Here is a 21475-nt window from a genome sequence, read left to right as displayed (position 1 = left end):
CTAAAAATAATATAACAGCTTTTGTAGCAATTTGATTGCTACATATGGTTCATTTGTTTCACAGCTTGGCATATATCATTCATGCTGATGGTCGTTTTAACAAATTGAATTAACAGGAAATTGTTTTTATTTGTTGCTTTATAAGAAAAAGGTAGTTAGATGGACATTTTATCTTTTAGTACAATTGCAGAAAGTATCAAAAAAGCTATTAGTAAAAAATGTGGCTTAAATCTTTCACAAACGCGCATTCTGCTATATTTTGGCAAGAATAATAATACTGCCCTCAAAATGGGTGACCTAGCTGACAAGCTTAAAATCTCTCTTTCCACATTGAGCAGACAGCTACAACAGAAAAAAACACTTGAATTAGTAATTATTACTCGCTCAGAAAATGATTCTAGTAAAACTGTTGTTCTTAATGAAAAAGGCATTGCCAAAATCAAAGAACTCAAAAGTTCTTTGAAAGAGATCGAAGCAAACTTATTTGCTGGTTTTTCTGATAAAGATATCTCAGTTTTTAATAGTATGTTTAATAAACTAGTCAAAAAAGCAGAGAAGAATTCACTTAAATAGAAAGTCGAACCGCTTGTTTTTTTATGCTATAATTCATCTATGTTGTACAGATTAGAATCGAAAGGTTATTTAGATGAAAATTGCATTGGTTACTGATAGTACTAGCGTTATTACTAAAAAAGAAGCTGAAGAAAACAATATAGTTGTTGTTCCTATTCCAATTATCATAGGTGGAAAAGAGTACTTGGAAAATATCAATATCACACCTGATCAATTGTTTGAAATGCAAAGACAAGGGGCTGATTTTCCCAAGACTTCTCAACCAAGCATTGGCGATATGATTAAGCTTTTCGATGAATTACATGATGAAGGCTATGAAGCAATCATTGCGATTACTTTATCCAGTGGTATTTCTGGGTTTTATCATACTTTATGCAATATTGCGGAGAATCATCCAAAATATAATCTACATCCAATTGATACAAGAATGACTGTTCGTTTACAAGGTGATTTGGTTTTGGCCACTTCAAGAATGATTAAAAATGGGTTAGATCTCGATACCATTCTTGAACGAGTTGAAAAAATTCGTTCCACAATTGACGAAATTTTTGTTCCTAATGACTTGAATAACCTTAGTAGAGGTGGTCGTTTAAGTAATGCTGGTGCATTTATCGGCTCAATGCTTAATATCAAACCACTGTTAACTTTTAAGGACGGTAATATCGTTGCATTTGAGAAAATTCGCTCAATGAAGCGTGCTTTTTCAAGAATTAAAAAGCTGACCACTCAAAAAATTGATGAATTACCTTATAAAGATAAAATCAAGCTTTTCATTATTGATTCAAATGATAGTGAGCAGGTCAATGAAGCTAAAGAGTGGATAGAGAAAGTGTTCCCTAACCAGAATTATTCTGTCACTACCTTTAGTCCGGTAATTGCTACGCACTTAGGTGAAAAATCGTTTGCAATTGGCTGGATGATCGATATTGATAAGATTGATTTGGGCTAAGTAGAAGCAGCTTATAGGCTGCTTCTTTTGTAATTTGAGGTAAATAAACATGGAAAAAAGAGATCAATTTACTAATTGGGCAATTGAACTTCAAAGTCTTGCTCAAGACGGATTAGCATACGGTCACGACCGGTTTGACCTAGAGAGATATACCAGAATTAGAGAAATTGCTACAGAAATGATGTCTGCTAAGACCGGTTTACCAATAAAGCAGGTAAAAGAACTCTTTAGTAGCGATGATGGATATCAGACTCCAAAATTAGCAGTTCGCGCCGCGATTTTTAACGACGAAAAAATCTTGCTTGTTAAAGAAACGACTGATGAGCATTGGTCAATGCCAGGTGGCTGGTGTGATCCTAATTTAACAACGACTGAAAATTGCATCAAAGAAGTTAAGGAAGAAGCTGGACGCGAAGTTGAAATTGAAAAAGTAATTGCGCTAATTGATAAATCCGTTAATGTTCATAATCAAAAAAGAGTAGAGCGTGCAATTAATTGTTGCAGTGTCTTTTTCCTTTGCAAAGAACTTGGCGGTAAATTCGTTGTAAACACTGAAACGACCGAATATGATTATTTTGACGTTGATCATCTTCCACCATTATCAGTAAATCGTACTACTGCAAATGAAGTAAAAATGTGCTTAAAGGCTGCACATGATCCGCATTGGCAAGTTATTTGTGACTAACATAAAAAGCTGGATAGTTAATCCAGCTTTTTTTCTTTTTGATTTTTAACATTAGCAATTTCATTTAAAGCATCACGTTGTTTCTTTTGGTCAACATGCGTATATAAGTCTGTTGCCGATGTGCCTTTTTGGCCCAATTGTTGCGCAACGAGCACTTGATCTTTAGTTACCCCATAAAGTTCGGAGGCAAGCGTATGACGCAATTTATGCGGTGTTAACGGATGGCCAAACGCTGCAGAATATTTATTAACCATTTTTTCAATTGCATTAGTTGTAATTCTCTTAGTTTGACCATGCCATCTGGTAAGAAAAAAGGCATTCTGCTTTTTATCAGCAAAATAACGCTTCTTACGTATTTCTCGATAACTGTTCAAATACTTAATCGTCCACTTTGCAATTGGTACACTGTCTCGTTGACCACCTTTACGGGTTACATCAAGTGTGGCTTTCTTTAAATTGATGTCAGCTAAGTCAATTCCTGCACACTCAGAAACTCTTATTCCAGTTCCTAAAATAAGGGCAATAATTGCCATATCGCGTTCTTTATTGATTTTAAAAGATGGCAGGGCATGCTTGTTGCACTGCTTTTCAAAATTTTTATCAATAAAATCCAAAAACTGATATTTTAAATCACCAGTATACATGTGAGACTCCAAAATATGTGCGCGGTAGTTTAACGTTTTTGTATTGTTAAGTGAGTCAATCTTCAACATAACATTTCTTTCGAAATAAGGCTCACCATTGTTATTGTCGGCTGTGATGGTTAAAAACTTAAATAAAGAGCGCAATGCATTGATTGAACGGTTAATTGTAGTAGGGGAATTTAAATTACCCTGTTGGTTTTTAACATGCCCCAAGTAATTGATATAAAGCATTATGTCGTTACGCTGAAGATTAGCCAAAGCATCAGTAGTAATATGCTGGTTGTCTTCAGCGTCAGATATTCCTTCTTGCCTTAACCAATCAAAAAAACGCCTGATTTCAGTCAAATATTGGTAAGAGGTTGCTAACGAGTGATTGGTACCAAAATTATACTCTTTAACAAAATCAGGCATTCTCTTCAATTCTTCTTCAATAAGGTCTAAGTACTTTTTAGTTTCCACGTAGTTCTCCTAACTATGCTTTTTTATCATTATAAAGCAAAAACGGAATGTATGTTTGTCTTTTTGCTAAAAAGAGTGATTAAAACAACCATTTGAAGCTAATCTCGTATAATAAATTTCTGAATAGAGCAAAAAAGCCTATCTAGATAGCACATTTATCCACTTGATATATAATTATATAATAATATTAAATAAGTAATATTTTATTAGATAAAGCTAGGCGCCTGCTTATCGGAATAGTATCATTATCGAAAAATACATAATTAATTTAAGAATACATTACTAAGGTTAGCCTTAACTAACCGGCTAAAAGCAAAGCTTTTATAGGCATTAGGAGGCATTACTTATTTTGATATAAAAGTCAATATTATAGCTTAATATTTTTTTAATATTTTTACAATATATATCTTTTATATTAGTTAAGAGAGTAATATAATTACTTCAAATGTTAAAAAGAAATCAGGTAGTGTGTATGTATATAATAAATAAATTTAAAGAGCAGGTTGAAAGGAATCCAACCAAAATAGCTGTAACAAGTAAAGCTAGGAATTATACTTTTAAAGAAATAAAGAATATTGCGGTGCAAATTGCTCAAGAGCTTGATCGAAAACAAGGTTCAAAAATAGTGGCATATTATCTTAATGATACTTGCTTTGTGCTGCCAACAGTACTTGGAATTTGGTTATCTGGTAGGATACCTATGCCCCTAGTTTCTGCTTTAAAATTACCGGAAGCAGTAAAACGTGTTGAAGACGTTGAATTTGACACCTTACTAGTTGATTTCGCAGTGAAAACAGAGCAAGAAATCATTAAAGTTAATGACTTTGACTCCAAGGAAGACTGTACATATCAAAATATAGAAAGTCCGCAATTCGAGAATAATGATACGGTTTATATCCTTTCAACTTCTGGCAGTACGGGAATACCAAAAAAGGTTTTTTTAGCAGAAAAAAATATTAATTGGATTGTCGACACTCTTTATCCTTTAATTGATATTAATCAAAATTCCAGTTTCTTGTTTTCAACCCCATACTCTTTTGACGTCTCTATAAGTGAAATATTAGCTCCCGCTGTTACCGGCTGCACTCTAGTTTGTTTAGAAAAGGGGTACAGCATTAGAGAAGTTCCGGCTGTACTTAGTAAGCAAAAAATTACTCATCTATCCCTTTCACCATCATTTGCTGATGCTCTATTGGATATAACTGATAACCAATGTTTTCTCCAACTCAAATGCGTTATGATTGCAGGAGAAAATTTTCCAATTTCATTGGCCAACAAATTGAAAACAACTTTATCCAATGGATGTAGAGTTTTTAACTTATATGGTCCAACCGAAACCACATTATACGCAACATGTCATGAATTAACTGGAAATGAACAAGAGTTTGTTCCAATCGGTAAAGCCTTGGATGGGGCCGTTGCTAAAATTTTTGATAAGGACAGACTAAAAGAAGTAGAGAAGGGCGAACTTTACATAGGAGGCAAGGGTCTTACACAAGGTTATCTACTAGATCCAGTTAAAAACAATGAGAGCTTTATAACAATTGCTGGTCATAAATATTATTCTACTGGCGATAATGTCTTTAGGAATCAGGATAATGAATTAGTCTTTCTTAATCGTCAAGATGATCAAATCGAAGTCAATGGTATTCGTATTGAGTTAGGCGAAATTCAGGCAATTGCATCGTCAATCGAGTCTATCAAATCCGCAGTTGTAAAGTACTTTAAGGGCAAAATCTATATATTTTATATTAGCTCAAATAACCAAGAAGAAGTAATCTTATCCAAACTTCCAGATTATATAAAACCAATTATCTTAAAGGTAGATCATTTCAGTTATACCTATAATCGTAAATTTGCAACGGAAAAAATGATTAATGAGTATTACACGTTAAACTCAGATGGGAACAAGGATAATGATATAAAGGCTCAAGTAGATTCTATTTTAAACAAGTATCATGTAAACCGTGTTTCTGATTTAGATTCTCTGGACTTAGTACGCTTGCTTTTAGATCTTGAACACACATTTAATATTAAAATTAATGAGGCTCAGGCTTCAATGTTGGTTACATCCAATGACGTAATAAATTTAGTTATTGCTGCTAGGAATGAGACAAATAAAAAAACTACAACTCCTACATCTAATTTAAAAGCAGATCTAATTAATCTTGCCAATATGATGAAAAACCTGTCATTCACATATGACGACGAACAAATAATGGCTTCATCATCACAACAAAGTCTTTTCAGACAACACAAGAAATCGATTATCTATACTAGTTTTAAACTAAAAGAAGTGACAGCCAAAGAGGTCGAAAAAATTAGGCAGCTTTTTTGTAAATTAGCCGAAAAAATTGATATCTTAAAGTTTGCCTGGTTCTTTAAAGATGATTCTCTTTTCTTTAAAAAAGTAAAAGAAGCCCATCCATTAATTTATATAGCTCAAGAAAACATTAGTGATAATGACTTAGCTCAGATAATGTACAGTGATGTAGGAAAGCCTGTCTATTTAGCTCTAATAAATGAGCAAACAAGTGAATTGAGATTGATATTTTCACATCACGTAATAGATGCTGCGTCCCTTCGGTTAATAGAGCATGTTTTTGTAAATGTGTATGAAAACAATTTTGACATTAAAAAATTACCAGATAGTTCTTTTGCTAGCTTTATGCAATACATTGAAAAAACTAATAAAAACAATGATTTGCAAAAACTACTGCTTAAACTTCCTGATACGAGTACTGATTTAAATTTAACAAAAGACGATAACGTTCTTCATATCATTAAATTTAAACATAAAGTGACTAGTGCGGATGACGCATATATCATAGCAATGTTCTTGATAGGTAAAGTTATTGCTCAAGAAAAAGCAATTGATACTGTCACCGGAGAATTATCGCTGAATATTCGGAAGTTTGCAGGATTTGACGCATCAAATATTATTGGAGATCTGCATTCTACTGTTCCATTCTTAATAAAAAAGGATGATTCCATTACTACATTTACAAAAAGGTATTACAACTGGAAAACTTTTTATCAAACTGGCACTGATATTCGTTATTCAATCTTTAATCATATAGGTCAAAATATGACATTCTTACCAAAATTAACAAGCAAGTGGCGTAAACTTAACTTAGCACCAAATTACATCGGTGAAACCAAGTCGCTTGACGAGGAAATAAAGGAAATTAAAAGCCTTCCTTTTAAGCCCAATTATATTACTCTCACTTCAAGCCAAGGGTATGTTTATGCTATTTCATATGGTAAATTACTACAAAAAGAAAAATATGAAGTAACACTTGCTGACAAGAAAATAAGTCTAATCAATACTGGACTTAAATAAAATGGCTATTTAGTCCACTTTTGTAACTAGGGGAGCAAAAGGATGGGGGAGTGAGTACCAGTCAGACTACTTTACATAGCATTTATTTATAAAGTACATCCTGACAAATTAATTCATCTCAACCATCAATATAGCTTGATGCGTAAGGAATATTTAACTTTAGGTTATCAAAACACAAGAGGAGAGGGGCATTTTTTATCTATTTCATGAAGTAAAGTATATTTTATTGGTGGTTTCCTATGGTTTCTTAGGCATAGGCATTTGCTCACGTCTCTAACTTATCCGCAAATCTGTATATAAAATCGAACTGACATTTTGCATTTTTACCGCAGAATCAGTTTGACTTGCTACGAAAAATTTAAAAAGCTGATCTTTAAACCTAAGATCAGCTTTTTAAATACGCGATAGAACTTTTGATAAAAAAGTTTAACTCGTTTTGATAACTTTAAACAAGTTAAACTCAAATAAATTTAACTAAGTAACTAATGGTGTACGTTTATACCTATCATTAAAATTATAGTTTTAATGATAGCAACTAAAAAAATAGCTAAACCACTTCATTTTTTGACCCAAATTGAATATTTGACCATATGGGATCCTTTAAGGAATAAACGCCCTAATTTCTCTACAAATATAATTAACTGAATAGTGAATTTCGACAATTTTCTACTTTTGTTCAAAAATCGTTTTTCTACCTTAATTGAGTGAAAATTCTGCCGAATCAACTAATCGGGTTTGATCAGTTATCGAGCAAAAATGATTTTAACGCGCTTAAAATCACTCTAACAGCACAGCAGAAGATAGTATCCGTAAACAAAGTATTTTGATCCTATTAAACTGATCTTTTTAGACAATTGAACTCAAACTTTTGCTTAACAACAAAGTTTGATGCTAGTACTAGTAATTTAAATACATGAGTAATACTCTCTGAGTAATACTCTCACTGATAAATAATACTCTCTTCAGTTTTTTATATTTAACTTTACATAATATATATTATACGAAGTTATGCATATGGAAAAATCATAAGTCCTACTTTTCAAATGAATTTTCTTTTTATTTCTTTTTTCCTACTAATCATTTTAAAAAAACTAAAATGATGACCTGTTAATGCTTAAAAAAGCTAAAACAGACAAAAATCAAATTAGTTGGTTGATTTATATTTTAGCGACAATTTCTAACCGGTATATATTAGTGAATTAGCACATTGCTTTTTTGAATGTTATTTATTTAAGTGCATCAGTGATGCCACTTCATTACTATTTTTATTTTTGGTTTTGAAACTAAATAAATGGTTATAAAAAGCGCTTTCTGTATTTACTATTTCTAGTTTATATATTATTATTAATTGTCCAAAAACTGGTCTTAAAGAAATTTTGAATAGCATTGACAGCACCTCTTTTGGTGGCTTAAACTATTATTTGCAAGCTTTTATCTCTTCACTTTAGGTTTATTTTTTTAGCCCTTTTTATTTGCTTTTTTTTGTTTTTGTCCTACAATACTATCTGGGGTATAGTTAAAAAACAATTTTGCTAATCTGTGGCTTTAACTACATTATTAGTTAAGTTGTTTTGTTCATTATTTTTATTGTTTTAATTTTTAATTCTATAATTGTTCTGTTATTATGGAAGATGGAATTATATTTTTGAAAGGGTTGAATTTATTCCATGAGTATAAATTTAGGAAAAGAAATATGCCGTCGTAGACGTGAACAGAAACTGACGCAGGAGGATCTCGCTGAGTTAAGCGATTTGTCAGTTAACTTCATTTCACGTCTTGAACGTACTAAGAATCAGAATATTAGTATTCAGAAACTTGACTCAATTGCTAGAGCCCTGAACACTACTACTCCAGACATCATTATGAATGCTTACCGCTTTAAAGAAGTTAAAGTCGAAAATCATCATGATAATACACCTGTATTTATCAAAAAAGTTCTTAATGAATTAAGAAAGATGTCTCCAGAAAAAGCTGAACGAGTATGTAAATCTTTTATTGTTTTAGCTAAAGAAATAAATAAAGAATAATTGTTTCAAATTAAATATCAAACAAAAAACGAGCTAGTTTTTACTTAGCTCGTTTTTTGTTTTACTAATTTAAATTTTTTATTCAAAAGCTTCTGTTAATTGAGGTACTACCTGCTTCTTACGAGAAACAACACCTGGTAAGTCAATTTCAGAGTCAACAACTTTGCCAAATGCCTTTTCAAAAGCAGCTTTAGCATTATCATTTCCTACTACAAGTGCTTTTGAATCTGAATCAAGTACATTAGTAATTAGCAACATGAATAAATCATAGTTCTCAGCTTCTGACGCATCTTCCATTGCCTTCAAGAAGCTGTCCTTGCGTTCCATTGCCTCAGGAAGATCAACAACGTTAATTTGAGCCACACGAGCTGTTTGACCGTTAAGTTCAAAACTCTTAGCATCAAGATCAATTAACTCTTCTTCAGACTTATCAGCAATGTTTGTACCAGCCTTTAGTTCTTCTAAACCGTATGATTGGTAATCTACACCTGCTATTTCAGCCAAAGCTTCAACAGCCTTTTTATCTTTATCAGTAGTAGTTGGTGACTTTAATAGCAAAGTATCGGAAATAATTGCTGATAGCATAATTCCTGCAATATTCTTAGGAATTTCGATATCATTATATCTATATAAGTCATACATGATTGTACTGGTACAACCAACTGGTTCATCAAGATAGAATAATGGTGAAGTTGTGTTGAAGTTCATGATTCTATGGTGGTCAACAACGTGTGTAACTGTCACTTTGTCAATATCAGAAACACTTTGTTGTGGCTCATTATGATCAACCAACATTACCTTATCTACTTCATTAGCAGCAGTTTTAATTACTCTAGGTGCTTCAAAACCAAATTTCTTTAATGCAAATGTAGTTTCATCATTAGCTTCACCAAGTGCTACTGGTTCAGTATTATAGCCTAATTTATTTTGTAGGTATGAATATGCAATTGCAGTACCAATTGCATCTGTATCAGGATTTTGGTGACCAAAAATTAGCTCTTTTTCCATTAATCTTCCTCTTTTTCTTTTATATTTATCTCTTTACTTAGTAGTTTACCTAATAATAGTTATTCGTCCAAGAACTTTTTCAGTTCCGTTAAAATGCTCTTAATACGTGGCACGTCAATCTTACCCTTACGATAAATAATTGAAACAGAATATTCTGGAGTACCTTCTATATATACAGGAGTTAAATTAATTTCACTCTTATGCAGTTGATAATATGAAGAACTGACAAATGTGTCATAACTTGTTTCTTCCGCAGTCTCAACTAATTGCTCAGTTGAAGAAAAACTCAATGGGACTTTCATACCATTCTTAGCATTAATTTTGCTACCAAATTTTTCCTTCATCAACTGTGTTAAGTAAAAGTTGTCTGGATATGCCACCCACTTTTTGTCCATAAATTTTGAAGAAGGGTAAGCCTTCCCTGCTTCTAATTCGTGATCATGAGTTAATACTGTAAGCCGGTCTTCACAAATCTGCATGTACTCATATTGATTATGCAGATTAACCTGACTTTTCTTTATATTTGCAGGTACATAGAACAACCCAAAGTCTATTAAATTATTATCGAGGTTATACCACAAATCTTTGCGATTAAAGTAACAAACGTTAATTGTGATATCTGGACTTTGCTGATTGAAACGAATTAAAAATTTTCTTAATAGCTCAGAACTAACACTGTCTAAAACTCCAATTGAAATATTACCTTTATCAGCTTGAGTAAACTCCTGGATATCATTAACAACAGAATTGATTGTTCCTAAAAGCTTAATTGCTCCCGTTTGTAATTGCTTGCCGGCTTCAGTTAGATAGAGTTTCTTGCCCATTTGCCCAAATAAAGGTGTCCCAATTGCATGTTCGATCTTTTTAATTTGTTGAGTTAAGGCTGGCTGCGTAATTCCTAAAATTTGCGCCGCCTGAGTGTAATTCATGGTATCGATTAATTGCAAAAAATAATGTAACGACTTTGTTGATAGTATTGTATCTGTTTTAGGCATATAAATTAATCCTTCTATCTTAACAATAATATAACTCTATTTATATGCTATTATCGTTCAAAAACCCCTTCATGTCAAAGAGTAGTTCAAAATATACTGCCGCAAGCTCTATTAAATAACAGTGTATGTATAAATATTATTTACCGTGAACTAAGTGGGTTACCGATTCTTAAACTAACAGGTAAACCTTCACTTGTAGTATCTATCACAAATGAACCATTTGAATAGCGATCTCCAAGTGGAAATTCGTTCGTATTCACTTTAATGTGTCGCTTACTTGAAGTCGTAATCATTAAAGTATGATCTTGACCATATGAGGCAACAGCAACAACGCGGTGTGGATTATTCTTCAGCTCACGTAGAACGAGAACTCCTCTTTTGGCCCGAGATACCTTATTAATCAGATTGGCTTTAAACTGCTTAAATGCTCCTCTCTGGGTAATTAATCCTACACGCATTAGATCAAGATAGTCAGGTTGGATTAAGACATAAGATACAACAAAGTCGTCATCTTTCAGATTAACTGATTTAACTCCAACGGCCTTTGCACCCGATTCAGGTATTTCACTAATATCATAGCGAACTGCATAAGCATTATGAGTAAATAAAATTATTTCTTGCTTAGAATCCGGTTGAACCAAGTCAACTCGTACAACCTTACTATCATTGTTTTTCATTTTAATCGCAGTAATTGCTCGCGATTTATATGTTCTGGTTGGCTGTAAGTTTGCTAATTGTAGCTGCTTAATATAGCCATCATCTGTTGCAATTAAGAAGTTAACCTTTTGATCTAACTGCTCAAAATCAAAGACACGAATTATTTGTTCATAATTATTTAGACCTATTTCTTGTGATAGGTGCTGGCCAGTATCTTTCCATTTCGTCTCAATTAGTTCGTTAACGGGACGGAAAATCACATTACCACGATTGGTAAAGAGATATAGACAAGTAAGCGTAGACAAGGTCTTCTCAAATACGACTTCATCCCCATCAGGAAGACCATTTTCTTTATCATCACTTGACTGCCATGATCTTAATGAAGAGCGCTTTAAATAGCCGTCTTTACTAATCAATACACGAACTTGTTCATCTGCTACTAATGCCTTTTCGTCAATTTTAATTTGTGCTGTTTCTGATGAAATTTCTGTTCTTCGTGGATTCCCAAATTCTTTTTTAACAGCTGACAGTTCTTTAATAATTTCCTTGTCTAAAACCTTTGAATCTGACAGAAGTGTGCGATATTGCTCAATTTTCTTATCAAGTTCTGCTTGCTCAGCTACCAAGGCATCAACATCGGTATTGGTCAAGCGATACAGTTGCAGAGAAACGATTGCTTCAGCTTGACGCTCAGTAAAATCAAATTGCTCCGAAATATTTTTCTTAGCTTCAGTCTTATTCTTAGATGCACGGATAACCTTAATTACTTGATCTAAGATATCCATCGCATGAATCAGACCTTGAATAATTTCAAGACGTGCTTCTGCTTTATTCAAGTCATACTTTGTCCGTTTAATGACAACATCTTTTTCATGCTCCAAGTATGAAGAAAGAATATGCTTCAACCCAACTTGCATTGGCGTCATATGATCAATGGCAACCATATTGAAGTTATAGGAAACTTGTAATTCGGTGTTCTTGAACAAGTAGTTTAAAATGTTTTGCGCATCTGCACCCTTTTTTAGTTCAATCGCAATGGATAAACCATGACGATCAGTCTCATCACGTACTTCTGCAATACCATCAATTTCTTTGTTAAGACGGATTTCATCCATCTTTTTGACGAGTAAAGCTTTATTTACTGCATAAGGAATCTCTGTAATGATAATTTCTTCACGATGCCCACGGATTTCTTGAATTGTTGACTTAGCACGAACCTGAATACGACCACGGCCAGTTTGATATGCTTCTCTTAAACCTTTTTTACCAAGAACAATCGCTCCAGTTGGAAAATCTGGTCCCTTAACAAACTTCATTAAATCATCAAGTGTTGCATCAGGATTCTTCAAGAGATAGATAGTCGCATCAATTACTTCAGATAAGTTATGTGGTGGAATTTCTGTAGCATAACCAGCAGAAATACCTGTTGAACCATTAACAAGTAAATTGGGATAGCGTACAGGTAAAACTGTCGGCTCATATTCAGTATCATCAAAGTTAAGCACCATATTGACAGTATCTTTATCAATATCTTCCAAAAGCATATTGGAAATTTTGCTTAGACGAGACTCCGTATAACGCATGGCTGCAGGACCATCACCGTCCATTGAACCATTATTACCGTGCATTTCAATTAGCGGCTCACGCATTTTCCAATCTTGAGAAAGGTGGACTAACGCGCCATAGATAGAGCTGTCACCGTGAGGGTGAAAGTTACCCATGATATTACCAACCGCCTTAGCAGCTTTTTTAAACGGCTTATCATAAGTATTATTATCTTGGTACATTGCGTACAAAATTCTTCTTTGTACGGGCTTCAAGCCATCACGAATATCAGGTAAGGCTCTTTCTTGAATAATATATTTAGAATACCTTCCAAAACGTTCACCCATGACTTGCTCAAGTGGCATTTCACGAATTCGTTCTTTTGTAGCCATTAATTAAACCCCTCTATTCATTTTCTTCTTCAAGAATTGAAGCATTTTCGCCTAATCTAAATTTGACGTTTTCCTCAATCCAATTTCTTCTAGCTTCTGCTTGGTCACCCATTAAAGTAGTTACTCGGCGCTCAGCTAGTGCAGCATCATCAATCTTAACGCGAATCAGCATTCTAGTCTCTGGATCCATTGTAGTGTTCCATAGCTGTTCTGCATTCATTTCACCAAGACCTTTGAAACGCTGCAGGGAATAACCACGACCCATTTCCTTTTCATCATTTACAAGTTCTTCATCAGTCCAGGAGTATTTAACCTGAGCTTTCTTCCCGCGACCTTTTTGTAAACGATATAGTGGGGGCAATGCAATATAAATTTTACCGTGCTCTATCATCGGTCTCATGTAGCGGTAAAAGAAGGTTAATAGCAAAATTTGAATATGAGCTCCATCGTCGTCGGCATCCGTCATAATGATTACTTTGTCGTAATTAGAATCTTCGACTTTAAATTCGGCACCAACACCGGCTCCGATGGTATAGATCATAGTATTAATTTCTTCGTTTTTAAAAATATCTTGTAATTTAGCTTTTTGGGTGTTTAAAACCTTACCACGTAAAGGCAAAATTGCTTGGAAACGACGATCTCTGCCTTGCTTAGCAGAACCACCGGCTGAGTCTCCCTCTACTAGGAAAAGTTCATTTTTCTTAGGATTGCGAGATTGCGCTGGTGTTAGCTTCCCAGATAGAACTTCTTTTTTACGACGTTTCTTGCCATTACGACTTTCGTTTCTAGCTTTCTTGGCTGCTTCACGTGCATCCCTTGCTCGCTGTGCCTTTTTGACCAGTTCCTGAGCTAGTTCACCATTTTCCATCAAATAGTACGACATTTTTTCGTAAACAATCGCATCTACAACGGATCTTGCCTGAGGTGTACCTAGTTTACCTTTGGTCTGTCCTTCAAACTCTAGCTGCTCTTCAGGTATCTTGACAGACAAAACAGCACTTAAACCTTCACGATAGTCAGAGCCATCAATGTTCTTATCTTTTTTGGTTAGTAGGCCTTGCTTTTTAGCATAGTCATTAAACGCGCGAGTAAATCCGCTTCTAGCACCCACTTCATGGCTACCACCGTCAGCAGTCCGCACATTATTGACAAACGAAACTAAGTTTTCTGAATAACTATCACTGTATTGGCCACTGAATTCAACTTCAATTTCGTCTTGCTTACCATCAAAGTAGAAGACATCATTAAGGGTTTCTTTACCTTCATTTAAGTAGGATACAAAGGACTCAATCCCATTATCATACTTAAAATCATCATGATGCTGTGGTTCGCGCTCATCAGTTAAAACAAAGCGCACACCCTTTAATAGAAAAGCAGATTCACGAATTCGTTCTTGAATTGTTTCGTACTTATATTTAATAGTAGAAAAAATTGTTTCATCTGGCTTAAAGGTAATGCAGGTTCCTGTTTTTTCTTTAGTTTTACCTAAACGTTTTAAAGTACCTACTGGATGACCACCGTCTTTAAATTCTTCTTCATACGCAACACCATCACGAACAACCTTTACATCCATATAACTGGATAAAGCATTAACTACCGAAGAACCGACACCATGTAAACCACCTGATGTCTTGTAGTTCTGTTCAGTGAATTTTCCTCCAGCATGAAGAACCGTCAGAATAACTTCAATTGTTGGGCGACCAGATTTGTGCATCCCAGTAGGCATGCCACGTCCAAAATCGCGCACGGTGACACTGTTATCTTGATGAATTGTAACATCAATTTCCTGACCGTATCCGGCCATTGCTTCGTCAACAGAATTATCGACAATTTCGTAAACTAGTTGGTTCAGGCCATGAATATCAGTTGATCCAATATACATTCCTGGACGCTTACGAACAGCCTCTAAACCATGAAGAATCTGAATCGATGAATCATCGTAAGAATTTGCGTTTTTATTTGTTTTAGCCAAATAAATTCCTCCAGTTTTCAATCATTTATATATTTTAATCCTCAAGCCAAGTAATCTTTGATAAAATAGCCTTAGACTTTAAGAGAGCAGGATATAAATGATAAATCTAAAATTAATACTGGTATTTATTCTAGCATACTTAATAGGTTCCTTCCCCACTGGGGTAATTATCGGAAAAATATTTTTTGCTGAAGACATTCGTGACTATGGTTCAGGCAACATTGGTACCACAAACTCTTTTCGAGTTTTAGGTCCTTTTGCCGGGAGCTTTGTTTTAGTAGTTGACGTTCTAAAAGGAACTTTAGCTACTAACTTGCCACGTCTATTTCATATTGCTGGTCCTAAATACTTACTATTAATTTCTGGTGGCCTAGCAATTCTAGGTCACACTTTTTCAATTTTTCTAAAATTTAAGGGTGGTAAAGCAGTTGCAACAAGTGCCGGTCTTTTTTTAGGTTACAACCTAAAGTTTTTCGGCGTTTGTGCCCTAATCTTTCTTCCCCTTGTTTTCATTACTTCATATGTGAGTTTAGCCAGTCTAATTGCAGTTGTCCTAATTTTTATTAGCACTTTCTTTTTTCATGACCTTTTCCTTGAAATTATCGTTGGCTGCATTATGGTTATACTTTTTATCCGGCATCGCAGCAATATTAAGCGATTAATTAACCATCAAGAAAACATTATTCCTTTCGGTTTATGGTATTGGTACAAGAAAAAACACAACAAGTTATAAACACTAAGTGAATAAATACAGCTAGCAACTATTTGCTAGCTATTTTATTATAGTTATAAGAACAAAAGTTCGCAACGGAATATTTTGGCATCTTTTTGCAGGAAAAAGATATCCTACTTTCGCTTAACATCAATTAAACTAACTACACAAAGTACAGCCACAATAACCGAGATTAGCAAAAGCACCTCAAAACTTAATTTTAGACCGGCAAGTGCTCCATCAACAATATCCTTACTTTGAATTTGACCCCAAGTCAAAAGTGATGCTGCCATAGCTGTTCCCATTGCACCAGAATAAGATTGGGCCGTCATAAAAATCACATTGCCGTCATTAGACTCCTCATTTTCAAGCTTTGCTAAGCTAAACGTCATAATATTACTGTAGCTCAACCCCAAGCCGATCATAAAAACTACATAACTAATCACTATGATAGAAACCGATGCCACATTGAAATTTGCTGTTACAAAGCTAAAGCAAATAATAATTACACCCAAAATTATTGGCAGACGCGGATTAGTTTTATCGTAAATAATGCCAGCTAACGCTGCAACAATAGCATCTGTAATTGCGGCGGGAAGGATAAGCAGGCTAGTATTTGCAGTTGTCTGTGCAAATGCTGTTTGCAAAACGTTGGGAAGTAAAAAAGATAGGCATAGCGAAATCAATTGCAATAAGAAAAAGGCAATTAGTAAGCCATCAAAACGCACACTTTTAAAAAGAGCTAGTTTGATTACAGCATGATCACTCTTTTGTTCGCAATAAACAAAGACTAAGCAACTAATTAGCGCAACAAGCAGTAAAACAATCTGTCTTAAGCCAAATTGCTGGTCAGTTAAATCAAGTAGCAACCATAAAGTCGACACCAAAAATACACTTAAAAAAGCTCCACCTTGGAAATCAAATGGTACATGAACTGGTTTTTTGACCTGAACAATACTTCGTTCTCCTAATAACCAGGTAATAATGATTATTGGAATAATTAAAATAAATAAGGCTTGCCATGGTAAATAGTTCAAAATAAGACCACCATATGCAGGACCAACAGCAGGTGCAAAGGCAATAACTAATGTTCCGATACCCATTAAAGTTCCAACCTTCTCTTTTGGCGCCTGCTCTAATATCAGGGAGAACATTAATGGTAGACCAATTCCATCTGCAATTCCTTGTAGGAGACGACCACCCAAGAGCATCGCAAAACTACTTGTAAATCCTGCTATGATTGTTCCAATCAAAAAAGAAATAACCGCAACTCTAAATAAGGCGATTGCTCGATACCTTTTACGCAAAAATGAACCAAAAGGGATGATAATCGTTGAAACAAGCATATATCCCGTAGTTAGCCATTGAACAGTTTTTGCTGAAACTGCAAATTGCTTCATTAACTGCGGAAAAGCGATGTTTAGCGCAGTTTCAATTACAATTCCCAAAAAGCTCAGGACTCCAACTGCAATAATTGCTCCTATGAGTTTCTTATTGTTTGTCATTAATTTTTCCTTCTTTAGCACTAAACTTTGACTCTTCTAGAATATTATCACAATATATAGTGGTGCTAAATAGTAGGTCATTTATCAATAAGTGATTTGAATTATACAAAAAATTGCTAATTATAATTAAAATCAGTAGGAAAAATATTTTTATCATTCAATTTTGATCGCACAAAAAAAGTATGACTAGTTGCCATACTTTTTTGCTTAGTTATAAGTTATTCATCTTTATCATGGAACGCCATACTGAAGCCAGCAGTGAATGTTTCACCTGCAGCCAAATGGTTCATCCCATATTTTTCTTCTAGCTTTTGATTGGTATCACTTCGATCAGCTATTCCCCACCAAGGTTCAATACAAACATAGTCAGCTGTTTTTGGATATTGCGACCAAACACCAACAAATGGAGCATCGCGTAACCAAACGTTAACGTGGAAATTGTTTGCATCTGTTCTAAGAGAAATCCGATTATCATGACCACGTAATTGGAAAATTAATGCATCATCCTTAAACAAATGATCACTCAGCGTAATCAGACTATTGGTTGAAGCTAAAGAACGATTTTGCCAATCCAAATATGCTCCTTTTAAAGGAATTCGTACCCGTGCACGGGATGGTCTAGTACTAAAGTAGAAATCTTCTTTTGTTAGCTCAGAAGTAGTTGGAATATTAAAGCCAGGGTGACCACCGATACCAAAAATCATTTCACCATCAGACTTATTGATTACACTGAAATTCTCTTCCAATAAATTGTTGAGTAAATTATAGTTTACGCGCAATTCAAACTTAAATGGGTAGACTTTTCTTGTCTCTTCATTATCAGTCAGTAGAAGAGTAATACTTTCATCAGTCTGTTGCTCAACTTTAAATTCTTGATCACGTGCAAAACCATGTTGATTTAAATGATAGGTTTTGCCTTGATAAGTATATTCATCATTTTTTAGTCTACCAACAATTGGAAATAGAATCGGTGCATGTCGATTCCAGACCTCTGGATCGGCTTGCCAAATATATTCATACCCACTATGTAAACTTTTAACACTCTGGACTTCAGCACCTTTACTTGCAATTGTAACTTGCAAAATGCTGTTTTTAATTGTGTAATCCATGTTAAATCATCGCCTTTTGTTAAAGAATGAACTTAGTTAAATCTTTATTTGTTATTATATCACTAAGTTTTTCATCAACATATGCTTCAGTTATTGTAATTTCACCCATTGCCATGTCAGGGCCTTCATATAAAACATCTTCAAGCAACTTTTCCAAAATAGTTGATAGTCTTCTAGCACCAATATTATCCGTTCCCTGGTTAACATCAAACGCTATTTGAGCTATTTTATCAACTGCTTCTTTTGTGAAGACTAATTTGATGCCGTCAGCCTTCATCAATGCAACATATTGCTCAAGCAGAGAATCTGCTGGATCCTTCAAAATCTTCACAAAATCTTCCTTGGTTAAAGCATTTAGCTCAACTCGAATTGGAAAACGTCCTTGAAGCTCTGGAATTAAATCACTTGGTTTAGATTCTGAAAAAGCACCGGCAGCAATAAAGAGAATATGATCCGTTGATACAGGACCATACTTGGTTTGAACGGTTGATCCTTCAACAATTGGTAAGATATCGCGTTGAACACCTTCACGGGACACTTCTCCCGAAGTCTTCTTGTTTCCAGCAGCTATTTTGTCAATTTCATCGATAAAAATAATACCATTGTTTGATGTACGCTCAATTGCCTTTTGATAGATTGAGTCATAGTCAACTAACTTCTTTGATTCTTCTTGAATTAGAACTTCACGGGCATCCCTAACAGACATGGTCCGTTTAACACGTTTCTTTGGCATCATTTCATTAAGCATTGAGCCCATATCCACGCCCATTTGGTTCATCATGTTACCCATTGGGTTGATTTTTGGAGCTTGTTCTACTTCAATCGTCACATCACGGTCTTCTAGCAAGCCTTTGTCAAGTTGTTCAGCAACTGACAAACGCTCATTTCTGATTTCATCTGTTACTTCTTCTTGGTCAGCTTCAGAAACGTTATTAGCATTTTGCTCGTTTGGCATGAGCATTGACATCATGTCCTGCAATTCCTGCATTTGATTTCTTCTTTTTTCTTTTTTGATGCCAGGAACAAGCAAACGTACAATTGTTTTATTTGCTTCTTTTGCTGCTTGAGCACGAACATGGTCAAACTGATCCTTTTCTTCCATTCGAACAGCTTCACTGACTAAGTCACGTACCATTGATTCGACGTCACGCCCAACATAACCAACTTCGGTAAATTTGGTTGCTTCAACTTTGACGAAAGGTGCATCAACAATAATTGCCAGTCTTCTAGCAATTTCTGTTTTTCCGACCCCTGTTGGTCCTGCCATTAACATGTTTTTAGGAGTAATATCTTCCTGCATCTTTTTAGGCAGTTGCATGCGTCGATAACGGTTATAAAGAGCCACTGCAACAGCTTTTTTAGCTTCATCTTGACCAATAATATATTCGTCTAATAAGCTAACAATTTGTTTGGGTGTTTTGATATCCATTATTTATTCACTCACCTTTAAAGTTCATCCGTATGAATTTGATCATCGGTAAAAATATCGATTCCAGAAGCAATTTCAACAGCTTCATGAGCAATCTCACTGGCTGACATATCAGAAGAATGTCTAATCATAGCAATTGCTGCAGCCTGAGCAAAATTACCACCAGAACCAATTGCAACTACGTTTTCATCTGGCTCAAGAACTTCTCCGTTTCCTGAAATTAGTAACAAGTCCTTGTCATCAAATGCAATTAACATTGCATCTAACTTTTGCAAAGTTGCATCTTTTCGCCAGGACTGCGCCATTTCAACTGCAGCACGACGCAAATCGCCACCAAACGCTTCAAGTTTACCTTCTAGCATATCTTGTAAACTAACTGCATCTGCAACACCACCAGCAAAGCCAATAACCACCCGATCATGGTAAATACGGCGAATCTTTTTTGCTGTTGCTTTTGCGATTACCTTTTCACCTAAAGTAACCTGACCGTCACCCGCGATTGCAGTTTTTCCGTTATATCTTACTGAACATATAGTTGTCATTATTTTGCCTCATCTTTCTTATCATTACGTGTAAAGAACTGATCATAATTTGCCTGTAAATGACTCATTGTTACATGAGTGTAAATTTGCGTTGTCGACAAATTAATGTGTCCTAATAACTCCTGAACACTACGCAAATCGGCGCCATTATTAAGCATTGCTGTCGCAAATGAGTGGCGTAATTCATGGGGATGCACTTTTCCGTTTATCCCAGCATTATTAAATACTTTTTGCATAATGTATTCAATTCCGCGCGTAGTTAACGGCTTACCTAAATTATTTAGAAAAACAGTCTTATTATCATCTGCATTTTTTAAGAGCTTAGGTCGTCCTTCATTCAGATAGTTCGACAGTGCCTCTTCAGTTTGCTCGTCAAAAGCCACGTAACGATCTTTATTTCCTTTTCCATGAACTAAAATAATCTTTAACTCCAAGTCAATTTGCTCAATTTTTAATTCACTTACTTCACTTACCCGCATGCCAGTTGTATAAAACAATTCAAACATTGCTAGATTGCGCATTGTTAATGGCTCATTGGACTTAAGTGAATCAAAAACCTGCTTGATTTCAGGAGCATAAAAGAACTGTGGTAGTTTATGATCTTTAGCGCGCAAAACAACTGTTTGCGTTGGGTCTATTTTAACAATTTTTCGCTTAGTTAAAAAGCGATAAAATGACCGTAAACTCGACATTTTTCGCGATTGAGTGGACCTTGCTACTTTGCGTTCTGCGAGATTTTGTATAAAAAGCTCAACATCCCTTCTAGTAACCTTTTTCCAGCCATCAAAACCACCATTATCCTGCCAAAATGCTTTTGCCTCAAGCAAATCATTTTGATAAGAAATGACCGTATTTTTACTGTAATGTCGTTCGTTTTGAAGATAAGAAATAAAAAGCGTTAGTTCATCACTTTCATTAGCACCTGTCAT

The 21475-nt window shown here is 34.8% G+C and carries 16 protein-coding genes; 6 read left to right on the top strand and 10 right to left on the bottom strand.

What is annotated here, in order from left to right; genetic code table 11:
- The first annotated feature begins 159 nt into the window (after positions 1–159).
- From F5ESL0263_RS04380 to F5ESL0263_RS04370, 3 genes are all read left to right on the top strand, one after another.
- The gene (locus F5ESL0263_RS04380; protein ID WP_046306873.1) at positions 160–573 is read left to right on the top strand and encodes a MarR family winged helix-turn-helix transcriptional regulator; all 414 of its coding nucleotides are present in this window, start codon (positions 160–162) and stop codon (positions 571–573) included.
- Between the two features lie 73 nt (positions 574–646).
- Positions 647–1522: a DegV family protein gene (locus tag F5ESL0263_RS04375; protein ID WP_122035136.1), complete on the top strand. Its 876-nt coding sequence runs from the start codon at positions 647–649 to the stop codon at positions 1520–1522.
- Between the two features lie 49 nt (positions 1523–1571).
- Complete coding sequence (locus tag F5ESL0263_RS04370) at positions 1572–2207, top strand: NUDIX hydrolase N-terminal domain-containing protein (protein WP_122035134.1); 636 nt, start codon at positions 1572–1574, stop codon at positions 2205–2207.
- 17 nt (positions 2208–2224) lie between these two features.
- Here the strand turns inward: F5ESL0263_RS04370 and xerS are convergent, their stop codons facing one another.
- Positions 2225–3310, bottom strand: a complete 1086-nt coding sequence (gene xerS, locus F5ESL0263_RS04365; RefSeq protein WP_122035132.1) for a tyrosine recombinase XerS — start codon at positions 3308–3310, stop codon at positions 2225–2227.
- Positions 3311–3782: 472 nt separating this feature from the next.
- Here xerS and F5ESL0263_RS04360 point away from each other — a divergent pair, with 472 nt between their 5' ends.
- A complete protein-coding gene (locus F5ESL0263_RS04360) occupies positions 3783–6653 on the top strand; it encodes an AMP-binding protein (protein ID WP_158593020.1) in 2871 nt (956 codons plus the stop codon).
- Positions 6654–8320: 1667 nt separating this feature from the next.
- Positions 8321–8680 carry a helix-turn-helix domain-containing protein gene (locus tag F5ESL0263_RS04355; protein WP_046306868.1) on the top strand — a complete coding sequence of 120 codons (360 nt, stop codon included), beginning with the start codon at positions 8321–8323 and terminating at the stop codon, positions 8678–8680.
- Positions 8681–8758: 78 nt separating this feature from the next.
- Here the strand turns inward: F5ESL0263_RS04355 and F5ESL0263_RS04350 are convergent, their stop codons facing one another.
- From F5ESL0263_RS04350 to parE, 4 genes are all read right to left on the bottom strand, one after another.
- Positions 8759–9688 carry a manganese-dependent inorganic pyrophosphatase gene (locus F5ESL0263_RS04350; RefSeq protein ID WP_122035128.1) on the bottom strand — a complete coding sequence of 310 codons (930 nt, stop codon included), beginning with the start codon at positions 9686–9688 and terminating at the stop codon, positions 8759–8761.
- Between the two features lie 59 nt (positions 9689–9747).
- Entirely contained in the window at positions 9748–10683 is a 936-nt protein-coding gene (locus F5ESL0263_RS04345) for a LysR family transcriptional regulator (protein ID WP_122035126.1), read from the bottom strand.
- A 140-nt stretch (positions 10684–10823) separates the two neighbouring features.
- On the bottom strand, positions 10824–13277 hold the full coding sequence (gene parC / locus F5ESL0263_RS04340; protein ID WP_122035124.1) for a DNA topoisomerase IV subunit A: 2454 nt from the start codon (positions 13275–13277) through the stop codon (positions 10824–10826).
- 13 nt (positions 13278–13290) lie between these two features.
- Positions 13291–15249 (bottom strand): DNA topoisomerase IV subunit B, encoded by a 1959-nt coding sequence (gene parE / locus F5ESL0263_RS04335; protein WP_074425371.1) that lies wholly within the window; start codon positions 15247–15249, stop codon positions 13291–13293.
- A 97-nt stretch (positions 15250–15346) separates the two neighbouring features.
- Between parE and plsY the strand changes: the two genes are divergently transcribed.
- Positions 15347–15982 (top strand): glycerol-3-phosphate 1-O-acyltransferase PlsY, encoded by a 636-nt coding sequence (plsY, locus tag F5ESL0263_RS04330; RefSeq protein ID WP_046306861.1) that lies wholly within the window; start codon positions 15347–15349, stop codon positions 15980–15982.
- Between the two features lie 113 nt (positions 15983–16095).
- Here plsY and F5ESL0263_RS04325 read toward each other — a convergent pair whose 3' ends face one another.
- From F5ESL0263_RS04325 to xerC, 5 genes are all read right to left on the bottom strand, one after another.
- The gene (locus tag F5ESL0263_RS04325; RefSeq protein WP_122035122.1) at positions 16096–17466 is read right to left on the bottom strand and encodes an MFS transporter; all 1371 of its coding nucleotides are present in this window, start codon (positions 17464–17466) and stop codon (positions 16096–16098) included.
- 218 nt (positions 17467–17684) lie between these two features.
- Positions 17685–18575 (bottom strand): aldose 1-epimerase family protein, encoded by an 891-nt coding sequence (locus F5ESL0263_RS04320; RefSeq protein WP_122035120.1) that lies wholly within the window; start codon positions 18573–18575, stop codon positions 17685–17687.
- 19 nt (positions 18576–18594) lie between these two features.
- Entirely contained in the window at positions 18595–20007 is a 1413-nt protein-coding gene (hslU, locus tag F5ESL0263_RS04315; protein ID WP_304485491.1) for an ATP-dependent protease ATPase subunit HslU, read from the bottom strand.
- A gap of 14 nt (positions 20008–20021) precedes the next feature.
- Positions 20022–20546 (bottom strand): HslVU peptidase proteolytic subunit, encoded by a 525-nt coding sequence (hslV, locus tag F5ESL0263_RS04310; RefSeq protein WP_046306853.1) that lies wholly within the window; start codon positions 20544–20546, stop codon positions 20022–20024.
- Positions 20546–21475 carry a tyrosine recombinase XerC gene (xerC, locus tag F5ESL0263_RS04305; protein ID WP_122035116.1) on the bottom strand — a complete coding sequence of 310 codons (930 nt, stop codon included), beginning with the start codon at positions 21473–21475 and terminating at the stop codon, positions 20546–20548. The genes hslV and xerC overlap by 1 nt, the downstream gene beginning before the upstream one ends.

This window comes from Lactobacillus sp. ESL0263 (assembly GCF_003692845.1).
Lineage (GTDB): Bacteria > Bacillota > Bacilli > Lactobacillales > Lactobacillaceae > Lactobacillus > Lactobacillus apis.
Note: the sequence above shows the minus strand (reverse complement) of the source record. Positions and strands in the feature narration are given on the sequence as shown.

Excerpts from the sequence above, each read along its gene's own strand:
- F5ESL0263_RS04380 (WP_046306873.1), top strand. The coding sequence starts at position 160 with ATGGACATTTTATCTTTTAGTACAATTGCAGAAAGTATCAAAAAAGCT.
- F5ESL0263_RS04375 (WP_122035136.1), top strand. The coding sequence starts at position 647 with ATGAAAATTGCATTGGTTACTGATAGTACTAGCGTTATTACTAAAAAA.
- F5ESL0263_RS04370 (WP_122035134.1), top strand. The coding sequence starts at position 1,572 with ATGGAAAAAAGAGATCAATTTACTAATTGGGCAATTGAACTTCAAAGT.
- F5ESL0263_RS04360 (WP_158593020.1), top strand. The coding sequence starts at position 3,783 with ATGTATATAATAAATAAATTTAAAGAGCAGGTTGAAAGGAATCCAACC.
- F5ESL0263_RS04355 (WP_046306868.1), top strand. The coding sequence starts at position 8,321 with ATGAGTATAAATTTAGGAAAAGAAATATGCCGTCGTAGACGTGAACAG.
- F5ESL0263_RS04350 (WP_122035128.1), bottom strand. The coding sequence starts at position 9,688 with ATGGAAAAAGAGCTAATTTTTGGTCACCAAAATCCTGATACAGATGCA.
- F5ESL0263_RS04345 (WP_122035126.1), bottom strand. The coding sequence starts at position 10,683 with ATGCCTAAAACAGATACAATACTATCAACAAAGTCGTTACATTATTTT.
- parC (WP_122035124.1), bottom strand. The coding sequence starts at position 13,277 with ATGGCTACAAAAGAACGAATTCGTGAAATGCCACTTGAGCAAGTCATG.
- plsY (WP_046306861.1), top strand. The coding sequence starts at position 15,347 with ATGATAAATCTAAAATTAATACTGGTATTTATTCTAGCATACTTAATA.
- F5ESL0263_RS04325 (WP_122035122.1), bottom strand. The coding sequence starts at position 17,466 with ATGACAAACAATAAGAAACTCATAGGAGCAATTATTGCAGTTGGAGTC.
- F5ESL0263_RS04320 (WP_122035120.1), bottom strand. The coding sequence starts at position 18,575 with ATGGATTACACAATTAAAAACAGCATTTTGCAAGTTACAATTGCAAGT.
- hslV (WP_046306853.1), bottom strand. The coding sequence starts at position 20,546 with ATGACAACTATATGTTCAGTAAGATATAACGGAAAAACTGCAATCGCG.
- xerC (WP_122035116.1), bottom strand. The coding sequence starts at position 21,475 with ATGACAGGTGCTAATGAAAGTGATGAACTAACGCTTTTTATTTCTTAT.